Here is a 15,976-nt window from a genome sequence, read left to right on the forward strand (position 1 = left end):
CGTTTAATGTACTTATTATCCGGGCCCTGGCAGATTGATCCTCACTAGCGGCATTTTATGTACTTATTTTCCTATGGATGGTCCAGAACAAGGGCATTTCCTTGCAACCGGGGAAAATAGCGGCATAAAATGCCCCTATTTCTCTCAAATGGTCGGCTTTCGCCGAAATAACGACCATAATTGTTCTTATTTTTTCGCTGGAGTCGCTTCTTTTTCTTCTTAGGCCGGGTCGCCTGTTTTTTGCACATATTTCCCTACTTTACAGCATGTATTCCCTGCATTACAGCATGAACTCCCCAGCTTCACAAACCGTCTCGTTCCGACTTCAGCCAGACAGCCGCCCGCTCCCGCAAGCTCTCCCGGACATCGAGCACCCGCTGATTTTCCGAACCTCTCCATTTTAGTTTGAGATTGCGCCGCTCCAACATAAACCGGCCGTCGATCAGCACATCGCAATAGGCGAGCAGCTCCGTGCGGGAGGCGTCGGCGAGGATCTCCTCAAACGTGTAGCCCGACCAGATCCAGATGTCTTTGCCCGGGCATTCCGCCCGTACCCGCCGCACCAAACCGAGCAGCCCGTCCACGTTCTGAAACGGCTCGCCGCCGAGGATGGACAGGCCCGCCACCCGGATGTCCTCCACCTGTAAATCGGCGATGACCTGATCCTCGAATTCCCGTGTATAGGGGACACCGTAAGCGAAATTCCAGGTGGCCGCGTTGAAGCAGCCTTTGCAATGATGGGTGCAGCCGGAGGTGAACAGGGAATTGCGCAGCCCTTTTCCGTTAAGCACGTCGAATTTCTTATAGTCCGCGATATGCATAGGCGGCCGTCACATATGCTTGACGCGAGCGAGCACTTCCCGCTGCTTGCCCGCGTTAAACGGACGCTGGCTCGGCTCGGACAGGTAGCCGCAGCAGCGCCGGATGACCGAAGAGGTTTTGGGGTTGCGGTTCCCGCAATTCGGGCATTCAAACCCCGTGTTGGTCGCTTCGAATTCCCCTTCGTATCCGCACTCCAGACATTTGTCCGTCGGGGTGTTCGTCCCGAAGTAAGGCACCCGCTCGTAGGCGTAGTCCCACACCGCTTCCAGCGCCTCGGGATTTTGCACCAGCGAGTCGAACTCGCAGTAGGTGATGAAGCCGCCGCTCGCGTGAACGGGATACGCTTTTTCGAATTCGATTTTTTCGAACGGCGTTACCTTTTTGGCCACGTCCAGATGGAACGAGTTGGTGTAATAGCCTTTGTCCGTAATTCCTTCAAGCACGCCGAAACGCTGCTCGTCCAGTTTGCAGAAGCGGTAGCACAGCGATTCCGCCGGCGTGGAGTAGAGGCTGAAGCCGTACCCGGTTTCATTTTTCCATTCGGCGGTCTTCTCACTCAAATACCGCACGATGTCGAGGCCTTTTTGCCTTAGCGCGGCGTCGTCGAAGATGTGATTGCCGTATAGCGCCAAGATCGTCTCATGAATGCCTATATACCCCAGCGAGATGCTGGCCCGCCCGTTTTGCAGCAGATGGTCGATCGTGTCTTCGGGCTGGAGCCGACTGCCGGCCGCGCCTTCCATGTACAAAATGGGCGCGACCTTGGCTTTGACGCCCCGCAACCGCTCGATGCGGTACATCAGGCCTTCCTTGCAGACTTCCAGCAGCTCGTCCAGCAGCTTGTAGAAGGTCCGCTCCGATCCCTTCGCCTGAATCGCCAGCCGCGGCAGATTGGCGGTAACCACGCCCATGTTGAAGCGGCCGTCATGCAGCTCCCGTCCGTTCTCTTCATAAGCGCCGAGGAAGGAGCGGCAGCCCATCGGAAACTTGAACGACCCGGTGATCGCTTTGACTTTCGGCACCGAAATGATGTCCGGGTACATGCGCAGCGTGCTGCATTTAAGCGCGAGCTCCTTGATGTCGTAATTCGGATCGCCCGGCCGCAAGTTCACCCCTTCTTCCAGGGCGAAAATCAGCTTGGGGAACACCGGCGTTTTGCCGTCTTTGCCGAGCCCGCGGATGCGATTCTTCAGAATGGCGATTTGAATCTGCCGTTCCTCCCAGCTTATGCCCCGCCCGAACCCGAATGTGCTGAACGGGGTTTGGCCGTTGGCGCTTACGAGCGTGTTGATTTCGTACTCCAGCGATTGGAACGCGTCGAAGGTTTCTTTTTCCGTCAGCTTTTTGGCATAGTCGAAGCATTTCGGGTAACGTTCGTGCAGCTTCGTATTTTCGTAGGAAATATCGAGCCCGGCGATCGCCGCGCCATCCAGTTCATACAGCCACTCCAGGCCGTTCTTATAATGTTTGGCAAAAGACTTCGCCACATAAGGCGCCAAAATTTTATCGATTTCGTTAATCGTGTTCCCGCCGTAAATGTGGCTGGCCACCTGGGCGATGATCTGCGCCGTGATCGCCGTTGCGGTCGTGATGGAACGGGGCGTTTCGATCTGCGCGTTGCCCAGCTTAAAGCCGTTTTCCAGCATGCCTTTGAGGTCGATCAGCATACAGTTGTAGATCGGAAAATACGGGCTGTAATCCTGGTCGTGAAAATGCAGGCTCCCGCTGTTATGGGCTTCGACCACCCGTTTGGGAATCATGTAGGTCTGGGCGAAGTCCTTGGCCATGATGCCGGCCAGCAGATCCCGCTGCGTCGGAATGGTCGCCCCGTCCTTGTTGGAGTTTTCCTTGAGCACTTCTTCGTTCGTCAGCTCCAGCAATCCCAGCACCTTTTTGTCCAGACTGCTGCGCTCGCGTCTTTTCAGCGTGCGGATTTCGCGGTAGCCGATATACGCTTCGGCCGCGTCTTTTCTGCGGCTGTTCATCAAGGCGGACTGCACTTCGTCCTGAATATGCTCGATATCCACCTTCTCCAGCTTGGAGATTCTGGCGGTCACTTTGTCGGCTACCTTTTGCGCCACGTCCATGTCGATTTTCTTCTCCGTGCTGTTCATGGCGGCGCAAATCGCGTCGATGATTTTTTGCTGGTTAAAGGCCACTTCGGACCCGTCGCGTTTAATGACTATCGTAACGATCACCCTTTGTTCTTTGTTTTGCTCGGTGAGTATAGCACACCCGGCCGGAAAAAACGGTGATGTCACGCACTGTGCATTTATAGTTTAATAATAGTTAGTATCAGGAAAATCAATAAGAAAGGACGTTTTTGGATGGAGCTAGTCAAAATATCCCAGTATACCGCCCTCAGGCTCGAGCACGCCAGAAAAGCGGGCATCAGCGAAAGCCGGCTGCTGGACGCCGTCAACTTTCGCGATCCGGCCGTTTTTCGCGAGGCGGAAACGGAAGATTTCACATACGGCGATATTTTCAATTACGCGGAGGAACATGGGGAACCGCTGCAGCAGGCGCTTCAGCACGGTTACCGGATGACGTTCAACACCCGAAGCGGGCTGAAGATCTGGCTGGAGGAAGCGTTTCGCCTCGATTCCCGGTCCGATTTTACGGTGGGAGAAGGCCGGATTGAAGGGCTGCGGCTCACGGAAGCGCAGCTTGGCCGCTTAAAGCAAGCTTTGGCCGTCAATTGGGTGATCGCTTCGGAACAAGCGGCGGCGGACGGGGTGGAAGTGTCGCTGTGCCTGAGGGCATTGGCGTGAAGTTTTGCCGACGCCCTTCGCCCGAAAAGGGTGCAGGCAATAGCGGTAAAAAGGGCTGAACTTCGAAATCGTGCTTGGCAGCCGGCTATTAAAGCGACCAGCCAACGCCGACCTTCAAAATAGCGGAATTTTATGCCCTTATTATCCGGATTTCAAGCATGCATCCCCATTAGCGGAATTTTATATCCTTATTTTCTGATGAACGGTCCAGAACGCGGGTATTTCCATGCGACGGGGAAAAAATAGGTACATAAATTTCCTCTATTTCTCTAAAATGGACGGATATCGCCGGAATAACGCCATTTTCTGCCTTTATAGCCAAATTGCAAGGGACATGCCGGGCCGAGGCCTGCAGGCATGTCCTTTTGTTTGCCGTTCGCTGCCACTTTGCTTCCGTTACAGCACCAATCCCCCAACGATGCCCGCGGCGATGCCGATCACAACGACCGACGCAAACACGAACATCAGCGCTTTGCGCGGGAACGAATGCGCCACCATCAGCATAGACGGCAGGCTGACCGCCGGCAGCGTCAGCAGCAGGGCGGCCGCAGGTCCGGCGCCAAGGCCCAGCGCGGTAAACGATTGAATGATCGGAATTTCGGCCGCCGTCGGGATGACGAACAGGGTGCCGACGATCGCAAACACGAGGATCGCGAGGAAACCGCCGCCCAGTTCCACCGGGAACAGCGTGTTTTGAAAAGCGCCGAGCACGAGCACGGACAGCAGGTAGGCCGGAACGACGTTCAGGATCATCAGCCCCAGGCTTTTCAGCCAGCGCAGCGCAAACGGCGTTTCGTCCTTGCTTTCGGCGGCTTCGATTGCGGCCGGAGCGGGAACCTCCTTGCCTCTGGCGAACCGGTTTGCCAAGTAGCTGATCCCAAACGTCATCAGGATCCCGAACACGAGCCGGAGCAAAGTGAATTTCCACGACAGCACGAACGTCATAAAAATGAGCGTCGCCGGATTCAGCACCGGATTGCCGATCCAAAAAGCGAGGCTCGCGCCGACCGACACGTTTCTTTTGCGCAGGCCAGCGGCGATCGGGGCGGCGCAGCAGGTGCACATCATCCCCGGAAGGGAAGCGACGCCGCCGAGGAAGGTGCTTTTGAAGCGGCTGCTGCCCAGCACCTTGTACAGCCATTGGGCCGGAAGCAGCACCTGTACGAGCGAGCCGAGCAGGATGCCGAGCACCGCCGCCTTCCATACCGACTTGAAGTAGGCGAGCGCATAATCCGCCGCGGCTCCCAGCGACGGGGCCGCCGCCGTGTCCGAACCCAAAATCGAGGAGCCGATCGAGTGGCTGGTCGCGCTTTTGAGCGCTTTTTCATAATAGGGCCACCACTTGACATAACTTAAGCCGGCGATGGCTACGATGAGAAACAGAATCACGAAAAACACGGTCTTCCGGTTGAAAGAACGCGCCGAATGGAAGTGTTCGCTGTTTGAAGAAGTCATGATGTCCTCCGAGTATCCATAAATTTTGCACAAGCTATAGTATAACACAGTTCCGCTCCGCCGGATGGGCAAGGTCAAAGGGAGTTTGGCCTAGGGCAGGCGGGCAAATAAGATAAGTTGCCTTTTTCCCGGCAGCTGGAGTACGATTTATAAGAGAGAAACGGTTTTCGAAACCAACTCGCAAGGGAAGGATAGTGAGGATCATGTCAACGATGGATTCCGTTAAGTTAACTTCTTTATCCAGCAAAGGCGGCTGCGGCTGCAAAATCGGCCCCGCCGACCTAATGCAGGTTATCCGCAATCTGCCGCCCGCGGAACCGAATCCCGATCTGCTCGTCGGCCTGGACACGAGCGATGATGCCGGCGTATACCGGCTGTCGGATGATTTGGCGCTGGTGCAGACGGTCGATTTTTTCACGCCGATCGTGGACGACCCGTATTCGTTCGGGCAGGTGGCGGCGGCGAACGCGCTCAGCGACATTTACGCGATGGGCGGAAAACCGCTTACCGTGCTTAATATAGTAGCTTTTCCGATTTCCACGCTGGACAAAAGCATTTTGGCCGACATTTTGCGCGGCGCGGCCGACAAAGTCAGGGAAGCTGGGGCCACCCTGGTCGGGGGCCACTCCATCGACGATAAGGAGCCCAAATTCGGCCTGGCCGTCACCGGGCTGGTGCATCCGGACAAGATCAGAACGAATGCCGGCGCGAAGCCGGGGGACAAGCTGATCCTGACGAAACCGATCGGAGTCGGCATTATGACGACTTCGATCAAGAAGGACCAGCTCAGCCAGGAGGAGACGAAACGGGTGACGTCCGTGATGACGACGCTGAACAAAACCGCGGCCGAGGTCATGGAGCCATACGAGGTCCATGCCTGTACCGATGTAACCGGCTTCGGGCTGATGGGACACGCCCTGGAGATGGCCAAAGGCAGCGGCGCCGGGATCACGATCCGCAAAAGCGCGGTACCCGTGCTTCCGCGCGTCAGAGAGCTGGCGGAGCAGGGCTTCGTTCCGGGCGGCACGAAAAATAATTACGCTCATGTGGAAGCCGACATTTCGTTCCCGGAAGCGATGGATCAGACCGACCGCTATATTTTGTGCGATGCGGTAACCTCCGGAGGATTGCTTATCTCGGTGAGCGCGGCGCAGGCGGACAAGCTGCTCGCGGCCTTGGTGGATGCAGGCGTGGAGGCCAGTCTGATCGGCGAAGTGACGGATGGCCCCGCCGGCCGGATCGTTGTCGAAGTCTAATGAAGCGGCCGAGATTAACATCAAGAAGGGGTTTTTGAACATGTTTCAGGATCTGAGCCTGGAGGAATGGGTAGAGCAGCGGCAGAAGGGCCTCTCGCTTATCGACGTCCGCTCGCCTTCGGAATTTGCCCAGTCCACGATTCCGGGCAGCGTCAACATCCCGTTGTTTGATGACCGGGAACGCGCCGAAATCGGGACGTTATATAAACAAGTCAGCGCGGAGGCCGCCAAGCAGCGGGGACTGGAGATCGTCTCGGCCAAGCTGCCGGGATTTATCCGTAAGTTCGCCGAAATTCCCGGCCGGAAAGCCGTATTCTGCTGGCGCGGCGGCATGCGCAGCAAAACAACGGCTACGCTGCTGTCCTTGATGGACATCCATGCCTATCGGCTCGCGGGGGGCTACCGGGCTTACCGGCAGTGGGTCGTCGGCACGCTCGAAAATATGTCCTTCGCCCCGCAAATGATCGTGATCCACGGGAATACGGGCAGCGGAAAAACGCTGCTGCTTCGCACGCTGAAGGAGAAAGGGTACCCGGTGATCGATCTGGAGGAGATGGCCGGGCACCGCGGCTCGGCGTTTGGGCAAATCGGCCTCAAATCGCGCAACCAGAAGATGTTCGATTCCCTGCTGGTCGATGATTTGCTCCGCTACCGGGACGAACCGTATGTACTGATGGAGGCGGAGAGCAAGCGGATCGGCAAAGCGGTGATGCCGGAGTTTCTCGCCGCCAAAAAAGAGCAGGGACGCCATATTCGCCTGGAGCTGCCGTTGGAGGTGCGCGTCAAGATTATTTTGGAAGATTACGAGCCCTGGAAGCACCCGGAGGCTTGTCTGGAATCTTTCCGGAAAATCAAATCGAAGATTCATATCCCGGTGGCCGCGGAAATCGAGTCGTGTCTGACCTCCGGGAAATACGACCGGGCAGTGGAATTGCTGCTGGCGTATTATTATGATCCGCGTTATGCGCATACCGAAGATCAGTACGCCGATGCGGAGTTTACGGTCGTCCGCGCCGCATCGGTCGAGGAGGCCGCGGCCGAGGTGGAGCGGCTTTTGCCCAAACCGGCTCCGCTGGCCGCAAACAAGCCGTAAATGAGAAACGTGCCGGCCCCCGATCGGGCAGGAATAATCGGTTAAAAAGGAGAAGTCCTTAGGGCTTCTCTTTTTTTAATCCCAAATTATGAGGTGCGAATATGGAAGATACCTTAACGTTAAAAGAACGGTTAATAGAAATCCGGAAAAATAACTACCAGGCGCCGTCTTTTGCCCCAGTCTTTGATGTTACTTTGTCAATGATGGATCATATCGGGGCTCCCGATCCTTTTTTGCGCGATGAATTGATCTATACGACCCTCCAGCATTGGGTGACGCAAGGGATGTATACCTCGGACCAGCTTCTTCAATTGCTCCACATCTGCCTCGACAAGCATCACCTTTTCTATAAAATCGGGGAAAAAGGCACCGATTCCGTGTTTACGCGTTCGTTTTCCGTACTGCTCATCCCGTTGATCCTGTTTGCGGACAGGCAAAATCCTTTTTTGCGCGGCGGCGATACGGAAATGATCAAAAACGAGTTGGTGGCCTATCTCCTGATGGAAAACGATCTCCGCGGATACACGGGGGACACGGGCTGGGCCCATGCCATGGCGCATGCCGCCGATGCCTTTGAGGACCTGGCCCGCTCGGAACATATGCGGCAGCCCGCGCTCGTGGAAATATTAAATACGCTTCAAGCGAAAATATGCAACCATCAGTACACCTTTATCAACGAAGAAGATGAGCGCACCGTTGCCGCCGTCGTTACTGTCTTGGACAGAAACATACTTGCCGATGATGAGATCGCGGGGTGGATCGAGCGCTTCGGGACGGCTCCGAAACCGGGCAGGTTTCCCGATGACCACGTCCTTGGCACGAACGTTAAATGTTTTCTGAGAAGCTTGTATTTTCGCGTCTTGAACCATGAGGCACACCATAAATACACGGATATCATTTTAAAAACGCTGCGGCGGTTGGAACCGGCGGGGGAGTGACTTCGCCTGTTCCGCCGTTTTTTCGCTCTTTTCGCGCAAGGGTTTATAACTCGAATCTAACTATTTTTACCATAGAGCCGTTTCGAGCCGTGTCACAAATCGACGCCAGGTGAGGGGGCTGTCTAAAGGGTTCTATCTTGGTGTTCGTGTCTTGGTGTCCCTGCATGCTGCCTGCCTTTGCACGATTATTCCTTTCGCTCAGGGCAGGGGATGGGGGCTAGAGCAAGGATTCCAAAAAAGAGAGAAGAAAAAAACAAAAAAAAGATGGGGAAAAAATGAGGCGGTTCAGGTGAGATTTTTGACTTGATGAGGGAACGTACGTTTGGTATAATGAAATAAATGGAACTTATGTTCGTGTATTCTTGATTTGGGGGCGAGCGGGCATGGAAGTCAATACGGGAACGGAACTTCAACCATTCAGCAGCCGTTTTAACAGCGAGCAGGCCTGCATGGAGGCGCTGATCGCGATGAAGTGGCCAAACGGCTTCGTCTGCCCGCGCTGCGCTCACACCCGGTGCAGCCGTCTGACTTCCCGGCATATCCCTTTGTTCGAGTGCGGAAAGTGCAAGCATCAAACGTCGCCTTTGGTCGGCACGATTTTTGAAGGAACGCATCTGCCTCTGGTGAAGTGGTTTCAGGCGCTGGAGTTGTTCCTGCTTGAGGGCGGCATCTCAGCGCTGCGGCTGCGCCAGGTGATCAGGGTCGCCTACAAGACCGCTTGGTCGCTGCTGCACAAAATACGCCATGCCGTGGGGGAGTTTGATGCAGATCAACTTAATGGGTCCTTGATCCCCTGCCTTGATCTCTGTCTTGATTTCCTGTCTGGTCTGTTTCACCTTTCCTAAACCTGATTCCTTTCCTAAGCCCGTCTAAATTGTCTCGAACCGATCTGCTTCTCCACCCAATATTTTTTCTTCTCCCGAGCTTGTCTATTTCTCTGCTACCCTGATCAAACGGGATAATCGTGCAAAGACTCCGGACAGCGAGTGTTGATCTGCAGTAGAAGCTCGTCACACTCGCTTTACCAAACGAAGTAGTGTTTTTCTATTTTGCAAACCGCCTAACTTAATTCTTTGAAAACCTTCAGTTCAAGGACTGGTTTAGAACGAATCAGGGTCGTTGGAGTCCGTTAGACCCTCCTGCGCATCTAAGGTATGGGAGTGCACGACAAAGGACTTCGCCAGCGGCGAGGGTTTTCTTAATGCAATTTATTCTTGAAGGCCGTTGACTCTCCTCTTGGAGGAGGCTTTATGCTGTAAACGAGCCGGCAAATGCAAGATTCGGAAAGGAGGGGAGAATCAAATGCCGTATACCGTCAAAGAAGTTTCGGCCTTATCCGGCGTAACGGTTAAAACACTGCATCATTACCATAAAATCGGCTTGCTCCTGCCGTGTGAGATCAGCGAGGCGGGATACCGGCTGTACGGCATGAAGGAGCTGGAGCGCTTGCAGCAAATTTTGTTCTACCGCGAGCTGGACTTGCCGCTGGCGCGGATCAAGCTGCTGCTGGAGGGAGAGCCGGACCGCGCGGCGATTTTGTCGGAACAAAAAGCGCTGCTGCATGAGCGCAAGCAAAGGCTGGAGACGATGATTCAAACGCTGGAGAAATCGATCCGCGCTGCGGAGAAAGGAGAAACTATGAACGGTCAGGATATGTTCAAAGGGTTTGCGAGCGAGGAAGAATGGAAGGAGGCGCTGCGGGAGCAGGATCGTCATTTGCAGCAAAATTATGGAGTCCGGCTGGTGGACGACGGCCCGATCGATGTCCCGCAAATGAACGAGCAGGCGGCCGAAGCGGCGGCGTTCATGAACCGGATGGCCAAAGGCCTGCGGGAAAACGCAAGCCACCTGGACGATTCGATTCAAAGTTTGATCGCAGGGCATCTGGCTTTTTTAAATGAGCACGGGCATACGGTCACGGCGGCCGATTTCGCGGGCCAGACCAAGTTTTTCCTAAGCGACGAGTTCCACCGGAATATGCTGGAGAACCAGCAGACCGGGCTGGCGTATTATCGTACGCTGCGGCGGAAGCTTTTGCTTCGCGGCAGTAACGATAGTTTATTCTCAATCTCAATTGCTCTTTGGCCCCTGCCAAAGGGCTTTTTACATTCCGCGGGATTATTTTGCCCGGGACTTATGGTAGAATCAGGGTACTACGGCTTAGAACAGGCCGGTTTGGGAAAGGAGACGAATGTATGCTGAAAATGTTCCAATACAACTGGCAAGTCAGGGACGAGTGGTTTGCCTGGTGCGAAGATCTGCCGGAGGAGGAGCTGCGGCGGAAGCGGGTTGGCGGCGTTGGAAGCATTCTGGAAACGCTGTTTCATATCGCCGACGTGGAATGGAGCTGGATTCGCGTGATTCAGGGGAAGCCGGATTTTCAGGAGCCGCTTGAGCAGTATAATACTTTGGCAAAAGCAAAAGCGTTGTCGGCCGAGTTTCATAAGGAAGTGGCGGACTTTCTCGACACGTGGACGGACGATATGGAGGGGCTCCCGGTCACCGATGGAACCCGCCATTTCACCGCCGGGGAAATCCTCCGGCACGTCATCGCCCACGAAATTCACCATATCGGCCAGCTGTCGGTGTGGTCCCGCGAGTTGGGACGGGCTCCCGTTTCCGCCAACTTTATCGAGCGCGGCATCGTGTAGACGCATTTTTTTGCAAAAAGGGCATTCTATCCTTATATCCCAATTTTGGCTGCCCCAAGGAGGAACGACGTTTGCGACAAAACATTCAGGTGCCCTTTGGATATGAACCTCCGGCCCCCAGCCGGAAAGGTACGGTCATTTTTTACGATTCCTTTATGCGCATTGCGGATGAGGACTTGGAATTTGCGGCCGCGGAGGCGACCCGCCGGGCGTTTGCCAAGCTGGTGCTGTACCCGCTGCATGAGCTCACCGTGAAGCGGATGTCGAATGAGCAGGCCGGCCCGTTTTACCAAAGAGAGGATCGGCTGCACGCGTGGAAGCGGGAGCGCGGCGCCGCGGATGTGGAGGTGCTGGTGGAAGGCTGGGAGGGGAAGCGGAAGAAATATACACCGGCGGATGCCGCGCTTCGGTATTTGACGGAAAAATATCCGGCCCCTTATTTTTTGTACATGACGCCGGACATGGCGAACCGGTTTGCGGGGTTTTCTTCGTTCGAAGAATGGATCGTCAAACTGAGATTATTGTTGTCGGATAACCTTGCCGTCCCGCATCCCAAGCTAGAGAAATACAGGCATCGCTGGGATGTTGCGGGCCAAACCGAAGCGGTGCCGGAGCGGCCGGCGGGCCATGATGGAATAGGAGGGGGAAGAGGATGAAAACGATATGCGTATATGCCGGCTCAAGGTTTGGCAAGGATGAACGGTATCGCGGCGCGGCCGAGCAGCTTGGGCGCTATTTGGCCGAGCACGGCTTCCGCCTCGTTTACGGGGGCTCCAAGCACGGGCTGATGGGCGCCGTGGCCGATGCCGCGCTGGCCGGCGGCGGCGAAGTCATCGGCGTGATGCCTACCGGTTTAATTCACGGCGAAGCGGCCCATCCCGGCTTGACGGAGTTCATTGAAGTCAAGGATATGCACGCCCGCAAAGCGAAGATGAGCGAGCTGGCGGACGGCTTTATCGCCCTGCCGGGCGGCTTCGGCACGCTGGAGGAGCTGTTTGAGGCGCTCTGTTGGCTGCAGATTGGAATCCACCGCAAGCCGATAGGCGTGCTGAACGCGGCCGGTTATTACGATCCGCTGCTTGGGCTGGTGGAATCCTGCATCGATGCGGGTTTTGTCAATGAAGGCCACTTGTCGCTGATCAATATGGCCGAGGACCCGGGCGAGCTGATCACCCGAATGCAAAATTTTGTGCCGGCGATCGCCGAGACCAAGTGGAGGCAGGAATGATGACAGGTTACCGGGGCATGGTCGTAATTTTGCTGCTCGTTCTGATCGTTACCGGGTGCGCCGGCCGTTCGGGGACGCCCGGCGGCGGTTCGCCGTCAGGCGCCGCCGGCGGGACGAACGGGCAATCTTCCGCCGGGGGCGGCGGGGCGGATGTGCAGCCGCCGGCGGACGGATCGGGCGGGGCGGGGAACGCCGCGGGCTCCGGCGAATCCGAACCGGCGCCCGCTGATCCCGTCCGCGATCAGCTCGGCAAGCTGAGCACCGACGAGAAAATCGGCCAGTTGGTGCTTGTCGGCATGGACGGCACCGAGATCGGTCAAAACGCCCGCGACTTGATCGAAAAGGAACATGTCGGCGGATTTATTTTTTACAAGGACAATATCCAGGATAAAGCTCAGGCGCTCGCGTTGTTTAACGCGCTCAAAGCGGCGAACCGGGAGCAGCCTGTCCCGCTGTTTCTGAGCGTCGATGAAGAGGGCGGGCGCGTCAGCCGGATGCCCGGGGAGTTTGCGAAGCTGCCGGCGATGCGCGCGATTGGCGATACCGGCAGCGAGGAGCTGGCCGGGCGAATCGGCGGAGTCATCGGCAAGGAGCTGTCCGGATTCGGCCTGAACCTCGATTTTGCGCCGGTGCTCGACGTCAACAGCAATCCCGACAACCCGGTCATCGGGGACCGCGCGTTTGGCGAGAAGCCGGACATCGTCAGCAAGATGGGCATTGCCGTCATGAACGGGATCCGTGAGCAAGGCGTCATTCCGGTCGTGAAGCATTTCCCCGGCCACGGCGATACGGCGGTTGATTCCCACCTGGGCTTGCCGGTGGTGGAGCATGATCTGAACCGGCTGCGCAAGCTGGAGCTGGTTCCGTTCGCGCGGGCGGTCAAGGAAGGCGCGGACGTCGTCATGATCGCCCATCTGCTGCTGCCGAAGCTGGACCCCGACCATCCGGCTTCTTTCTCCGAAGCGGTGATTCGCGGTTTGCTGCGGGAGGAGCTCCAGTTCGATGGGACGATTATTTCCGACGATATGACGATGGGCGCGATCGTCAAAAACTACGACATCGGCGAGGCGGCGGTGCAGTTCCTGCTGGCCGGCGGCAATATCGTGCTCGTCGGGCACGATTACGATCAAGAGAAAGCGGTGATTCAAGCGATTCGCGAAGCCGTGGCTGCGGGAAAAATATCCGGCGAAGTGCTGGACGACCGCGTATACAACGTGCTGAAGCTGAAAGCGAAATACGCGCTGGACGCAAAGCCGGCATCCGGTCCGGACGTAAAGGCGATCAACCGGGAAATCCGCTCGCTGCTGGAGGAGAACGGGCTTAAATAGCCGCTTGATCCGGGTGATATTGATACCGGGTTAAATCGATCCGGCCGTGCGGCAGTATCTCAACGTCCTCCGCTTCCAGATTCCAGACCTGCTCCTGGAAGGACTCCTCGTCCTGCAAGGCAATCTGCCCTTGCCCATTGACGACGCGGTGCCAGGGAAGCCCGTGCTTGCGGCTCATGCTGTGCAAAATCCGCACGACCTGCCGCGCGGCCCGCGGGCTTCCGGCGCAAGCGGCGATCTGGCCGTACGTCATCACCTTTCCGGGCGGGATGGCGGCGATAACTTCAATCACTTTGGCTGTAAACGGCTGCATGATGCATACTCTCCTTCACATCGTATTCATTGTTTATTTTTTGGAAGGCTTGAGGTGGTTCGTATGGAATCTATTTTATACTCCGAAAGGCTGATCTTGAAAGAGCTTGGCGCGCCGGATGCGGAAGCCGTCCTCGATTATTTGTTCCGGAACAGGGAGGTGCTCGCGCCCTGGGAGAGAACAAAAGAACCCGGATACTACACGCTGGAATACCAGCGCGAACTGCTTCATCAGGAGTCGGTGAAAATACGGAGCGGCGACCTGTGCAAGTGGTGGATTTTTCGGAAAGAGGAGCCGGAGCGGGTCATGGGTTCGGTTGCTTTGAGCAATATTGTGCGGGGCGCTTTCCAATCCTGTCATTTGGGATACGGGCTGGACGGGCAAGAGCACGGGAAAGGGTATATGACGGAAGCGGTGCGCCGGGTGACGGAATACGCTTTTGCCGAGTCGGGGCTTTATCTGCACCGGATCGAAGCCAACATCATTCCGCGCAATCGGGCCTCCCTGCGGGTCGCCGAGAAATGCGGCTTTTACGATGAGGGCTTGGCTTACAAATATTTGTACATCAACGGGGTGTGGGAAGATCACATCCATATGGTGCTCAGAAACGAAGCGATGGAATAGGCGCCCGCCGGCTCCGTCTCCCGGTCCCGCCTCCCGCCAGGCCTCGATACGCCGTAACAATTTGCGCGCCCGCATCGTTTATTGATTATGCAAACCAAGCAGGAGGTGCGTAAATGCGGCAGACTTTCAAAGAGCTGGGATACCCCGTCAAATTGTACTTGTATATCGCCTTATTCGCCGCGAGCGTGATCGGCATGAGATATGTCGTTGACACGCAGCTGCCCGGAGGAGGTCGTCCTCCCTACCTGTTTCTGATCTGGAACACGTTTTTGGCCTGGATTCCGCTGGCGCTGGCGATTGCGCTTGATTTGATCAGCCTGATTCCGTCCCGTCCGGCCAGATGGGGGCTTATGCTGCCGGCCGGTTTGATCTGGCTGTTTTTTTATCCGAACGCGGCTTATTTAATTACCGACATGCTCCATCCCTTCAACCGGTATCCGATCCCGGAAACCGGAAAATTTTGGATTGACATGTCATTTTGGGACCATCTGTTTACCTTGTTTTTTGTCGCGCTGCTCGGTTTGGCGCTCGCTTCCGTTTCCCTCGCCTCGGTCCACCAGTTGGTCCGGAAAGCCTGGGGCGCCGCCGCCGGGTGGATGTTTGCAATCGCGGTACTGCTGCTAAGCAGCTTCGGCATTTATCTGGGCCGTTTTATCCGCTGGAACAGCTGGGATTTGCTGAAATCCCCTATGTATGTGGTGCGGGAGACGGCGGCTTACTTCGCCGATCCGGGAAATGTTTCGCATGCGCTGGCGTTCTGCAAGTGGATATTTATCATAACGTTGTTTTGTTATGTCGTATTGTACGGGGCCGGGGCGATGCGAAAGCGGGTGGGGGAACTTTGAGCGGCATCAGGCAAAGGCTGCGGGAGCGGTTTCCGGTGCTGGAGAGCGACCGGCTTGTCTTGCGCAAGCTGGAGCTCCGTGACGCGGACGCTTTATACGACTGCATCACCGATCCGGCCGTACGCAGGCATGCGGCGATCCGTCCGGACAAGCTGCAGTTTCCGGAGCGCTTGTTCCGTTATTTCGAAGAGTCTTACCGCAGTTTGCGGGATCTTCATTTTGCGGTGGAATACAAACGGGAAGGGCGGTTCATCGGGCTGTGTTCCCTGCAATACTTAAGCTTGGACGGCCAAAAAGCGCGGATCGGCTATATGCTGTCGCCGGCTTATTGGAACCGGGGGCTGGCAACCGAGGCGGCACAGACTGTGCTGGGCTTTGGGTTCGAAACGTTGGGACTGTCCAGCATCGAGGCCCGCTGCAGCAGCGGCAACCCGGCGTCGGCACGCGTGCTGCAAAAATGCGGTATGCGCTGTGAAACGCAGATTCCGCCCGCCGGAGGGCGGGAGGGGCAGGGGGAAGACTTGCTGCTGTATATCGCCGAGCGTAATCCGCTCCTTTAACAAAAGGAACGATATTTGTTACACAATTGAAATATAGCTGTGATCAAACCCTAATAGAAAGAGGGTACACTTATTACATGACCCCCTTTTGA

At 56.2% G+C, this 15,976-nt stretch carries 16 protein-coding genes and 1 pseudogene; 13 read left to right on the top strand and 4 right to left on the bottom strand.

All coding sequences use genetic code 11. The features are described from left to right. Positions 1–302: 302 nt before the first annotated feature. The gene (gene nrdG / locus DYE26_RS30240) at positions 303–821 is read right to left on the bottom strand and encodes an anaerobic ribonucleoside-triphosphate reductase activating protein (RefSeq protein WP_036620256.1); all 519 of its coding nucleotides are present in this window, start codon (positions 819–821) and stop codon (positions 303–305) included. A 9-nt stretch (positions 822–830) separates the two neighbouring features. Continuing rightward, complete coding sequence (gene nrdD / locus DYE26_RS30245; RefSeq protein WP_240534102.1) at positions 831–3,020, bottom strand: anaerobic ribonucleoside-triphosphate reductase; 2,190 nt, start codon at positions 3,018–3,020, stop codon at positions 831–833. A 129-nt stretch (positions 3,021–3,149) separates the two neighbouring features. Between nrdD and DYE26_RS30250 the strand changes: the two genes are divergently transcribed. After that, entirely contained in the window at positions 3,150–3,593 is a 444-nt protein-coding gene (locus DYE26_RS30250) for a hypothetical protein (protein WP_036620257.1), read from the top strand. A gap of 396 nt (positions 3,594–3,989) precedes the next feature. Here DYE26_RS30250 and DYE26_RS30255 read toward each other — a convergent pair whose 3' ends face one another. Continuing rightward, the gene (locus DYE26_RS30255; RefSeq protein WP_036620258.1) at positions 3,990–5,048 is read right to left on the bottom strand and encodes a permease; all 1,059 of its coding nucleotides are present in this window, start codon (positions 5,046–5,048) and stop codon (positions 3,990–3,992) included. A 212-nt stretch (positions 5,049–5,260) separates the two neighbouring features. On the opposite strand from DYE26_RS30255, the gene selD reads away from it, so the two are divergent. The 9 genes and pseudogenes from selD (at position 5,261) to nagZ (ending at position 13,542) form a co-directional block, all read left to right on the top strand. Then, positions 5,261–6,304 carry a selenide, water dikinase SelD gene (gene selD, locus DYE26_RS30260; protein WP_371861058.1) on the top strand — a complete coding sequence of 348 codons (1,044 nt, stop codon included), beginning with the start codon at positions 5,261–5,263 and terminating at the stop codon, positions 6,302–6,304. Positions 6,305–6,344: 40 nt separating this feature from the next. Continuing rightward, the gene (mnmH, locus tag DYE26_RS30265; RefSeq protein WP_036627656.1) at positions 6,345–7,397 is read left to right on the top strand and encodes a tRNA 2-selenouridine(34) synthase MnmH; all 1,053 of its coding nucleotides are present in this window, start codon (positions 6,345–6,347) and stop codon (positions 7,395–7,397) included. 101 nt (positions 7,398–7,498) lie between these two features. Beyond that, the gene (locus DYE26_RS30270) at positions 7,499–8,335 is read left to right on the top strand and encodes a DUF2785 domain-containing protein (RefSeq protein ID WP_036620265.1); all 837 of its coding nucleotides are present in this window, start codon (positions 7,499–7,501) and stop codon (positions 8,333–8,335) included. Between the two features lie 383 nt (positions 8,336–8,718). Next, positions 8,719–9,111, top strand: a pseudogene (locus DYE26_RS30275) (transposase); the annotation flags it as partial. A gap of 526 nt (positions 9,112–9,637) precedes the next feature. Beyond that, positions 9,638–10,537, top strand: a complete 900-nt coding sequence (locus DYE26_RS30280) for a MerR family transcriptional regulator (RefSeq protein ID WP_115311355.1) — start codon at positions 9,638–9,640, stop codon at positions 10,535–10,537. Next, the gene (locus tag DYE26_RS30285) at positions 10,531–10,986 is read left to right on the top strand and encodes a DinB family protein (protein ID WP_036620268.1); all 456 of its coding nucleotides are present in this window, start codon (positions 10,531–10,533) and stop codon (positions 10,984–10,986) included. Before DYE26_RS30280 ends, DYE26_RS30285 begins: the two co-directional genes overlap by 7 nt. Before the next feature lie 71 nt (positions 10,987–11,057). Then, positions 11,058–11,642 (top strand): hypothetical protein, encoded by a 585-nt coding sequence (locus DYE26_RS30290; protein WP_051985301.1) that lies wholly within the window; start codon positions 11,058–11,060, stop codon positions 11,640–11,642. Continuing rightward, the gene (locus DYE26_RS30295; protein WP_036620270.1) at positions 11,639–12,214 is read left to right on the top strand and encodes an LOG family protein; all 576 of its coding nucleotides are present in this window, start codon (positions 11,639–11,641) and stop codon (positions 12,212–12,214) included. The genes DYE26_RS30290 and DYE26_RS30295 overlap by 4 nt, the downstream gene beginning before the upstream one ends. Further along, positions 12,214–13,542 carry a beta-N-acetylhexosaminidase gene (nagZ, locus tag DYE26_RS30300; RefSeq protein ID WP_306308156.1) on the top strand — a complete coding sequence of 443 codons (1,329 nt, stop codon included), beginning with the start codon at positions 12,214–12,216 and terminating at the stop codon, positions 13,540–13,542. Before DYE26_RS30295 ends, nagZ begins: the two co-directional genes overlap by 1 nt. Here the strand turns inward: nagZ and DYE26_RS30305 are convergent. After that, a complete protein-coding gene (locus DYE26_RS30305) occupies positions 13,535–13,855 on the bottom strand; it encodes an MGMT family protein (RefSeq protein ID WP_036620274.1) in 321 nt (106 codons plus the stop codon). The two genes, nagZ and DYE26_RS30305, sit on opposite strands and share 8 nt — an antisense overlap. Before the next feature lie 63 nt (positions 13,856–13,918). On the opposite strand from DYE26_RS30305, the gene DYE26_RS30310 reads away from it, so the two are divergent. The 3 genes from DYE26_RS30310 (at position 13,919) to DYE26_RS30320 (ending at position 15,884) form a co-directional block, all read left to right on the top strand. Next, positions 13,919–14,479: a GNAT family N-acetyltransferase gene (locus DYE26_RS30310; RefSeq protein ID WP_036620275.1), complete on the top strand. Its 561-nt coding sequence runs from the start codon at positions 13,919–13,921 to the stop codon at positions 14,477–14,479. 113 nt (positions 14,480–14,592) lie between these two features. Next, the gene (locus DYE26_RS30315; protein ID WP_036620278.1) at positions 14,593–15,324 is read left to right on the top strand and encodes a DUF1361 domain-containing protein; all 732 of its coding nucleotides are present in this window, start codon (positions 14,593–14,595) and stop codon (positions 15,322–15,324) included. Next, complete coding sequence (locus DYE26_RS30320) at positions 15,321–15,884, top strand: GNAT family N-acetyltransferase (RefSeq protein ID WP_036620280.1); 564 nt, start codon at positions 15,321–15,323, stop codon at positions 15,882–15,884. Before DYE26_RS30315 ends, DYE26_RS30320 begins: the two co-directional genes overlap by 4 nt. The last annotated feature ends 92 nt before the right edge of the window (positions 15,885–15,976 follow it).

It is taken from the genome of Paenibacillus macerans (genome assembly GCF_900454495.1).
GTDB lineage: Bacteria > Bacillota > Bacilli > Paenibacillales > Paenibacillaceae > Fontibacillus > Fontibacillus macerans.